Origin of the sequence: Haladaptatus sp. (assembly GCF_049589095.1) — an archaeon.
Taxonomy (GTDB): domain Archaea; phylum Halobacteriota; class Halobacteria; order Halobacteriales; family Haladaptataceae; genus Haladaptatus.
Map to the genome: position 1 here is coordinate 1 of NZ_JBAWAC010000141.1, position 8,023 is coordinate 8,023.

The window sequence follows — 8,023 nt, forward strand, 5'->3', positions numbered from 1 at the left end:
TCGTCACCAACAACTTCTCCGGCGTGCCGCCGCAACTCGTTCCCGTCTCGCTATTCCTCATCACCAGCATGGTGAGTTTCTCCGACGGCAGTTCGTGGTCCACCTACGGCATCATGTTCCCCATCGCGTTCACCACCGGCGCGAACCTCCCGCTCGTCATGGGCGCGGTGTTCAGCGGCGGCATCTTCGGCGACCACAGTTCGCCGATCAGCGACACCACCGTTCTCGCGTCCTCGACCAGCGGCAGCGACCACCTCGTCCACGTCCGGACACAGATACCCTACGCCGTCATCTGTGCGACCATTGCGGCAGTGCTGTTCCTCACCCTCGGGTTCTTCCTCCCCGGGAGCTTCCGCATCTTCCCGTACTGAGACGGGCAACTTTCATTCCTCGTTCCGATCGGTGTACTATGATACCGTCAGAATACGAATATAGTTAGAATTCTAATATAGTTAGAATTCTAATATAGTTAGAATACGAATATAACCAGAATACGAACATCGTCGTGATGTTCGTTACAGGAAGTCGCCGAGTCCGGACTGTCCGTTGCCAGATTCGGGAGCGTCCGTCGGTTCGGGTTCCGCCGCCGACTCTCGCGGTTCGGGGTCCGAACCATCTCCCTTATCCTCGTGCCCGTCCCCGTCCCCCTGCACGGATTCGGCATCGTCCGACACCGAATCCGACGCGAACTCCTCGAAGGCCCCGCCCGAATGTTCGATGGCGAGTTCGTGCTTTCGTTCCTCGGCGTCGGCCACGATTTTCTCGACCTTGTTCGTCGTCTTTCCGCTCCCCGTGACGAAGGAGACGTGCTTTTCCTCCAAATCGTAGCGCGCCGCCATCGTCACGGTCAACTCCCGGTTCTTGCAGTGGTGAGTCATCTCGGCGAGGAACGGGATGACTTCGCGGCGGGCCGTGCTCATGCTGATGCCGCTCTCCTCGGCTATCTTCCGGGCGATGTAATCCCGCGTGTCGCGCTTGCCGCGCGAACTGCCGAGCTTTCTCCAGTAACTCGGCGGGCCGTAGCGCGTCCATCCGCCCTTCGTTCCATTTCTGGCGACGGCCACCCCGGCGGTCATGTTGTCGCCCGCGTAGCGCCAGTATTTGTAGTTCTGCGTGGCCCGCACCCGCCCGAGCCAGCGGTCCGCGTTGGCCATGTAGCCGTAGGCGTCCGCGAGTTCCTGACCCTCGTAATCCTTCGGCAGGTTATCCTCGATCCAGTTCAGCATGTTATCGGGCGTCTCGTCCACGTCGTAGGACGCCTTCAGCGCACCCTCGGCGTCCTGTTTCTTGATCAGGTCGTCGAGGAAGTCGAAGATGCCGCTGGTCGTGTCGCGCTCGCCCGTTACCACGTCCTCGCGCATTAGCCGTCCACCAGTAGTGGCAACCGCTTGCAGGTCGTTCACCGCGGAGCGCAGGTCGCCGCTGTCGTTCTGTGCGATGGCATCGAGCGCGTCGTCGTCGTACTCGATGTCCTCCTGTCGGCAGATGTCCCGTAGCGCGGGGACGATGCTCCGGGCCGACACGTCGCGGAACTCGATGGTTTCACAGGCGTTTCGAAGCGAGTTCGACATGTCGTAGAACTCGTTCGCGATGAGGACGAGCGGTTGGTTCGCCGATTTCACCACGTCCGTGATGGCCCGCGAGCCGCCGCGGTCGGCGTTGTGCGTCAGGTTGTCCGCCTCGTCCATGATGACGATTCGTCGCCCCGACACGCCGCCGGTGAGGGTGCCGCTCTTGGCCGCCTCGCCCGCGATGCGTTTGACGACGTCGCCGGTCCGCTGGTCGCTGGCGTTCAGTTCGATGGTCGGCCAGCCCATGTCGTTCGCCAGCGCGTGGGCCGCCGAAGTCTTCCCGACGCCGGGGCTACCGTGGAGGATGACGGCATCCCCGTGATTCTCCCACGTATCGGCCCATTCCCGCAGTTGGTCACGGGCCTTGTTGTTCCCCCGGACCTCCGAAAGCGTGGTCGGGCGATACTTCTCCGTCCAGTCTACCATTGAGGGAGTGTAGGGATGTAGGCCGTTTAGTGATTGCGGAGCGCGGTCCAATGGAGTCCAGGACTACGGAACCGTCCGCCACACACGACGGTCGAACGACGATACAATCTATCTGAACCATGGTCAATTTGGAACAACTAGATGAATTTGTTTTCAACTAGCTCTCGATGGCCGGAACGAACGCTCGAATCGGACGGTTGCTCACCGACGAACTCGGGGAGTGTTGTGACGCGGACGTCGAACGGGTTCGTGAGATCCGGGACGAGATCGAACGGCGCGTTGTTGAATTGTTCGACGAAGTAACGGCAAAATAACGGCGAGCGGACGAACGGACGGATGGAAGGACCACAGTTTCGAACGGTATTCCGGTAGATTCGCTACAACAACCGTCCTTCGGCGACCGGAATCACTCGGCCCCCGACCTCCACGTCGATGACATCGTCCGCTTTCGACGCGCAGAGGTGGAGGAGCGACGGACGACCCATTTCGATTCCTTGTTCGACTCGAACGTCAATTTCGTCCGCCCCGAAGTATTCGTGTTCGACCAACCACGCCGCCAGACAGCCGTTCGAAGAACCCGTCGCTGGATCCTCCGGAACGCCAGCGTAGTCGGCGAACACCCGCGCGTGAAGGTCGTTTTCCGCCTCGGCTTCCGGCGCGAAGAGGACGATATTGTGGCCGCCGTACGGTTCGATGAACTCCTCGTAGTACGGGTCGTGGTTCGTCTCCGCCCGCCGAACCGCGTCGAGCGACCGAAGTGGGACGACGAGCGTCGGCAAACCGGTCGAAACGATCTGGACGGGGAACGCATCGTCCACGTCGCTCGCTTCGAGACCGAGAACCTTCGCAGCGAGGGAGTGCGGGACGGTCTCCCCGAACGTCGGTGGTACTTGGTTCATCCAGAACAATTCGTTGCCATCCTCGTCGCGCTCGACGTGGACGGGGATTTGCCCGACACCGAGGTTGAGCGTGAGTTCGTCAGGGCGGTCGTCGCGGACGAATTCGCGGACCACGAACGCCGTTCCGAGCGTTGGATGACCGGCGAACGGGATCTCCTCCGCAGGGTCGAAGATACGCACGTCGTACCCGCCGTCCCTCGTTTCCGACGAATCGATGAACGTCGCCTCGGAGAAGTTCGTCTCGCGAGTGATCTCCAGCATCTCGTCTCCGCCCATCGACGCCGTATCGTGGACGACGGCGAGTTGATTGCCCGCGTACTTTTCCTGTGCGAACACGTCCACCACGTGAAATCGGTTACCCGCCATACGTAGCCGTCTCCGCGATGAAAGAAAGCGGTTCCCATCAGTATTCCCCCAGTTCTCGGTGTTCCCTCTGTTCGTTCCACGATCAATGGGTTTCGACCGGCGTGATCATCCACCTTTTTCGACCGGCGTGACCACCCACCTTTTTCGACCAGCGTGACGTATCTCGGTTGCCATGGGGGACATCGAATCCGTCCGAATGGACGACGAAGAGCGGGACGAATTTCTCACCAGTGGGGGAACGGGTGTCATCTCGTTTCCGACGGGTATCGACGAATCGCCGTACTCGATACCGGTGTCGTACGGCTACGACCCAACCGACATCCACTTCTACTTCCGGCTCGCGGTCGAGCAAGGCGGCGAGCGCGACGAAGTCATCGACCGCCCGGTCACGTTCGTCACTTACGACCACACGGACGATGGCTGGCGGAGCGTCGTCGTGAGGGGAGAGTTGGACGAGGTGGCGGAAGCGGACGTCACTTCGGAGGTGGTACAGGGGGTGCAACGGGTCGATATTCCGCTCGTCGACCTGTTCGAACGCGATTCGCGCGAAGTGGCGTTCGAGTTCTTCCACCTCCACCCGACGGAGATAACCAGTCGAAAGGAAGCGACTACGGAGGGATAGAGAACGACGGCAGCCATCGATATCGATAGCTCTGTATGACCGGTTAGAAACTCGAAGCGTGTCCGTCAGGATTCCTGTCGGACCTGAACTGTGCTGTCACTCTCGACGGTTACTCGGTACCCTGCGAACGAAAACGAGAGTTCGAGGTCGGCAGCGTTACTCCTGACAACTGCGTTGAGAGCATCGGGGTCGAGGAAGTCGTACAGCGGTGGCAGTTCGGTTACCTGCACATCCGCTCGATTCGCGACGGCGAGCACGACGCGCTGGCTTATCGGCTCTCCTGAATGCGATCCGTTCGTCGCTTCGTTGGGTGAATTAGTGGTATGCATCGTTGGAAATGACCGACCGAAGTAGCTCGTATCCCGAGCCGGTCGTCGTATCCGTTTCTGAGGAGCGACGCCACCTGACCGCATCGCCTCTCCCGAAAGGTTCGCTAGGGGATATCATTTAGCACATTCATCTCCGTACCCTCGTACGGTTCGAACATGGCAGTGAGCAACTTCCCCAATCCAGTCCAGAGGTGTTGACTGAAAGTCGGCTGTGAGACGTTCATCTTCGCTGCACATTCCGTCGCGGTACTCTCCCGCGGCCACATCAGATACCCTTCGCGTGTCGCGATTTCCACTGCCCGCAACTGCTTGTCGGTCAACTCCGCCGTGAGATGTGCGTTTTGTGCTCGGTTCGAGAGAGCGGGAATGGTCCGCCCGAGCGTCCGTTTGGAGAGGAGTTGAGCGTCCTCGTATCGGTCGAAAAAGCGGTCCACGACTCGCCGGACATCCCCATTTGGCGAGACGTCCGCGACGATACGAGCGTGACCGCTCTTGGCAGTCGCTTCACGCACCACCGCATCGGTGTCTGCCAACGTCGCCGCGACACACGGGTCAGTGACGACGAACTCCATCAGCGTCGTGTTAGGGTGTTCACTCACGACGCGTGCATCGCGCACCGACGGGAGGTCATCGGCGATATGGAGAACCGTCTCGGGTCGTGCACCGTGAACGGTGAAGAATTCGAGCATGTTCCCGTCCTCCCGATGAACCGCACCCTCAGCGACGAGTCCGCAGTCCGCTCGCTCGGACAAAGCGACGAAGAAGCATCGCTCGTCGTGAAACGAGAAAACCAATTCGACGCTTCCCGTCGGTGATCGTTGGTTCACCATCTCATTCCGCTATGAGTTGAACACGATTATGCACTCTGTGTCCTTAGTAAACATCCACCATAGCGTTCGTGTCGCGTTCCCGAAGATCCGTGACAGACAGTAACAGTCTCTCAGTAAACTTTTGTCCGCCTGCTGTCTCGTCAGAGGTATGTTTCCCGAGGAACTCGAAACCGACCGCCTCCGGTTGGAGGCGATCACACACGACCGGGTGGACACCTTCGATCTCTACCGACACACGGCACACGACGCGCCCGATATCGAGGAGATCACCGAACACCTCTCGTGGACGCCGCACACGACGCCGAAGGAGACGAAGGAGTTTATCGATATGTCGGAGAAGAACCGCGCCGAAGCGGCCGGTTCGGAGTACGTCATCCGACCCAAAGAAGGCGAGGACGGCGCGGGAGAAATCGCCGGAACGACCGGACTGAACGTCAAGTGGGAGACGCGAACCGGAAGTCTCGGCCTGTGGCTCCGCAAGCCGTTCTGGGGGCGAGGCTACTCCGGCGAACGCGCGTCGGTGCTGATGGAACTCGCGTTCGACCGCCTCGATCTCGAACTCGTCGCGGTCGAACACCTCGCGGGGAACGAGAAGTCACGCCGCGCCATCGAGAAGTACGTGGAAGCGCATGGCGGGCAGTACGACGGCATCCTCCGGAACCGGCACCCCGACGGCGACGTCGTCCGCGACGCACATCGGTTCACGGTGTCGCGCGAACAGTGGGCCGAGAGTCGAGAGTGACGGATCGTGTCCCATCTCTTTTCCGAACGTCTCGAAACCGAGCGGTTGGTGCTGGAACGGATGTGCCGCGAGAACGTCGATATCGACGAGTTGTACCGGCTCTACTCGCACCGTGACGATATCGAGGAGGAAACGGAATTCCTCTCGTGGGACCCACATTCCACACCGAAGGAGACGTTGGAATTCGTCACGAAAAGCGAGGAGAAGTGGGACGACGCTTCGGACATGAGCTACGTAATCCACCCGAAAGAAGGCGAGGACGGCGGGGGTGAGATTGCCGGAAACTGTGGTCTCCACATTGATTGGAAGAGGCGGACCGGGACGCTCGGTATCTGGCTCCGTAAGCGGTTCTGGGGGCGCGGCTACTCCGGCGAACGTGCTGATGCACTCATCGAAGTCGCGTTCGATCATCTCGATTTGGAACTCGTCGCCGTGACACACGGGGTCGGAAACAAGAAATCTCGGCGCGCCATCGAGAAGTACGTCGGACGGTTCGGTGGGAAACACGACTGCCTGCTTCGAAAATGGGTTCCGATGGACGACGAAGTGAACGACGTCCACCGCTACACCATCACGCGGGAACAGTGGGAAACGAGCCGTGAGGAGGACGAATCGTGACCGAGCGGTTCGACGAGCACGCGATTCGCCACCGCCTGAAATTGAAGAAGGATGCCGGACACAGTTCCCTGTTCGAAAATCGGGATTCCGTGGCGTGTTCGGTCTGTGGTGAACCGTTTTCGGAGGTGTTCGTCACGGAAGAGCGGGGGCACAGTTTTCAACCGACCGGGTCGATGCGTTTCTGCATCCTCCGCGACGACGACCGGACCTGCATGTTCATCCACGAATAATATGTGCCACGAGTAATCCATGCCGGGAGCACGAATCACGGACGGTGATCGAGTCACGCTTCGGACGGTCGAAGAGGAGGACGTTCCGTTCATTCAGCGCGCACTGGCGAACCCCGAACTCCGCTATCCGATGGGGAATCCGGTGATGAATCGGGACGAGGTTTCGAAACTTCACGAGGACGACGGTGCGGACAGGTTCCTCGTCTGCGTGAGTGGGGAGAATGGGGAGAATGGAGAGATTGGGGAGGATGGGAAGGATAGGAAGGGTGGCGAAGCGGACGAAGTGCGGCGAATCGGCCAAGTGAACGTGATGGACGCCGACTACAAACGCCCCGAACTCGGCTACTGGCTCGTTCCGGCGGTACAGGGCAACGGCTACGGGAAGGAGTCCGTCTCGCTCGTTCTCGACTACGTTTTCCGGGAGTACGACACACCCGCCGTGGGTGCGGAGGCGTACGACTTCAACGAGGCGTCCCGCGGCCTGCTCGAATCCCTCGGCTTCGTGGAAGAAGGTCGCCGCCGTCAGTACATGTTCGTGGACGGCGAACACCGCGATATGGTACAGTACGGCCTGCTCCGGGAGGAATGGCGGGACCGCTGGGGTGTGACGGTGGACGAGTGTGACGGTGGAAGGAGATTGGGAAAAAGAGATTGGGAAAAGTTGGGGAACAGAGAGAGCCGAGCGTCCGTCGTGTATCTTTTCAACCCCCCGCTCCTCCCTCCGACCATGTACGAAGTCGAAGTGAAGGTACGAGCCGACCACGCGGCGGTTCGAGAACGGTTGGACGACCTCAATGCCCACTCCGTCGGCGTGGTCACGCAGGAGGACTTCTACTACGACGCGCCCCACCGTGACTTCGCGGAGACGGACGAAGCGCTCCGCATTCGCCGTGAAGCCGACGACGACGATGCGGTGGAGGTCGTGACGTACAAAGGCCCGCTGGTGGAAGAGGAGTCGAAGACGCGCAAGGAACACGAAACCGTCATCGGCAACGGTGACACGGTGGATGAACTGCTCTCGGCGCTCGGATTCGAATCGGCCGCAACCGTCCACAAAGAGCGGGAACGGTACGAACTCGACGGCTACGTCGTCAGCCTCGACGCCGTAACCGGACTCGGGGAGTTCGTAGAAGTCGAGACGGAAACGGACGAGGAGGGAGACATCGAATCCGCCCGTGTGGGTGCCTACGACGTACTTCGCGAGTTAGGGTTGAACCCGGAGGAGCAGATTCGAACGTCGTATCTCGGATTGCTACTCGAAGGAAAGACGGGTGATGAGGAGCGGATGAGGAATGGACGAGGAGCGGACGAGCAATGAATGAACAGCCACTGAGTAGCGAAAACGAAGTGACATGGCGGGTGTAGGGAGGGAAAGTGGAGGGTTGTAGGG

11 protein-coding genes and 1 pseudogene are annotated in these 8,023 nt (G+C 60.1%); 8 read left to right on the forward strand and 4 right to left on the reverse strand.

Going from position 1 to position 8,023, the window contains the following annotated elements:
• The coding region (locus WBV42_RS04830) for a Na+/H+ antiporter NhaC family protein (RefSeq protein ID WP_423985022.1) at window positions 1–371 on the forward strand (371 nt) is incomplete at its 5' end.
• Window positions 372–515: 144 nt separating this feature from the next.
• On the opposite strand, the gene WBV42_RS04835 is transcribed toward WBV42_RS04830, so the two are convergent.
• Window positions 516–1,997 carry a replication factor C large subunit gene (locus tag WBV42_RS04835; protein WP_423985023.1) on the reverse strand — a complete coding sequence of 494 codons (1,482 nt, stop codon included), beginning with the start codon at window positions 1,995–1,997 and terminating at the stop codon, window positions 516–518.
• 167 nt (window positions 1,998–2,164) lie between these two features.
• On the opposite strand from WBV42_RS04835, the gene WBV42_RS04840 reads away from it, so the two are divergent.
• Window positions 2,165–2,311 (forward strand): hypothetical protein, encoded by a 147-nt coding sequence (locus WBV42_RS04840; protein ID WP_423985024.1) that lies wholly within the window; start codon window positions 2,165–2,167, stop codon window positions 2,309–2,311.
• Window positions 2,312–2,374: 63 nt separating this feature from the next.
• On the opposite strand, the gene WBV42_RS04845 is transcribed toward WBV42_RS04840, so the two are convergent.
• Complete coding sequence (locus tag WBV42_RS04845) at window positions 2,375–3,262, reverse strand: PhzF family phenazine biosynthesis protein (RefSeq protein WP_423985025.1); 888 nt, start codon at window positions 3,260–3,262, stop codon at window positions 2,375–2,377.
• A 172-nt stretch (window positions 3,263–3,434) separates the two neighbouring features.
• Between WBV42_RS04845 and WBV42_RS04850 the strand changes: the two genes are divergently transcribed.
• Complete coding sequence (locus WBV42_RS04850) at window positions 3,435–3,884, forward strand: pyridoxamine 5'-phosphate oxidase family protein (protein WP_423985026.1); 450 nt, start codon at window positions 3,435–3,437, stop codon at window positions 3,882–3,884.
• Window positions 3,885–3,949: 65 nt separating this feature from the next.
• On the opposite strand, the gene WBV42_RS04855 is transcribed toward WBV42_RS04850, so the two are convergent.
• Window positions 3,950–4,213 carry a HalOD1 output domain-containing protein gene (locus WBV42_RS04855; protein WP_423985027.1) on the reverse strand — a complete coding sequence of 88 codons (264 nt, stop codon included), beginning with the start codon at window positions 4,211–4,213 and terminating at the stop codon, window positions 3,950–3,952.
• A 104-nt stretch (window positions 4,214–4,317) separates the two neighbouring features.
• Window positions 4,318–5,043 (reverse strand): bacterio-opsin activator domain-containing protein, encoded by a 726-nt coding sequence (locus WBV42_RS04860; protein WP_423985028.1) that lies wholly within the window; start codon window positions 5,041–5,043, stop codon window positions 4,318–4,320.
• Window positions 5,044–5,191: 148 nt separating this feature from the next.
• Between WBV42_RS04860 and WBV42_RS04865 the strand changes: the two genes are divergently transcribed.
• The 5 genes and pseudogenes from WBV42_RS04865 (at window position 5,192) to cyaB (ending at window position 7,951) form a co-directional block, all read left to right on the forward strand.
• Window positions 5,192–5,785, forward strand: coding sequence for a GNAT family N-acetyltransferase (locus WBV42_RS04865; protein WP_423985029.1), 594 nt, complete (start codon window positions 5,192–5,194; stop codon window positions 5,783–5,785).
• 6 nt (window positions 5,786–5,791) lie between these two features.
• On the forward strand, window positions 5,792–6,403 hold the full coding sequence (locus WBV42_RS04870) for a GNAT family N-acetyltransferase (protein WP_423985030.1): 612 nt from the start codon (window positions 5,792–5,794) through the stop codon (window positions 6,401–6,403).
• Window positions 6,400–6,633, forward strand: coding sequence for a DUF7385 family protein (locus tag WBV42_RS04875; protein WP_423985031.1), 234 nt, complete (start codon window positions 6,400–6,402; stop codon window positions 6,631–6,633). The genes WBV42_RS04870 and WBV42_RS04875 overlap by 4 nt, the downstream gene beginning before the upstream one ends.
• A 19-nt stretch (window positions 6,634–6,652) precedes the next feature.
• Window positions 6,653–7,231, forward strand: a pseudogene (locus tag WBV42_RS04880) (GNAT family N-acetyltransferase); the annotation flags it as partial.
• Between the two features lie 129 nt (window positions 7,232–7,360).
• On the forward strand, window positions 7,361–7,951 hold the full coding sequence (cyaB, locus tag WBV42_RS04885) for a class IV adenylate cyclase (protein ID WP_423985032.1): 591 nt from the start codon (window positions 7,361–7,363) through the stop codon (window positions 7,949–7,951).
• Window positions 7,952–8,023: the final 72 nt, after the last annotated feature.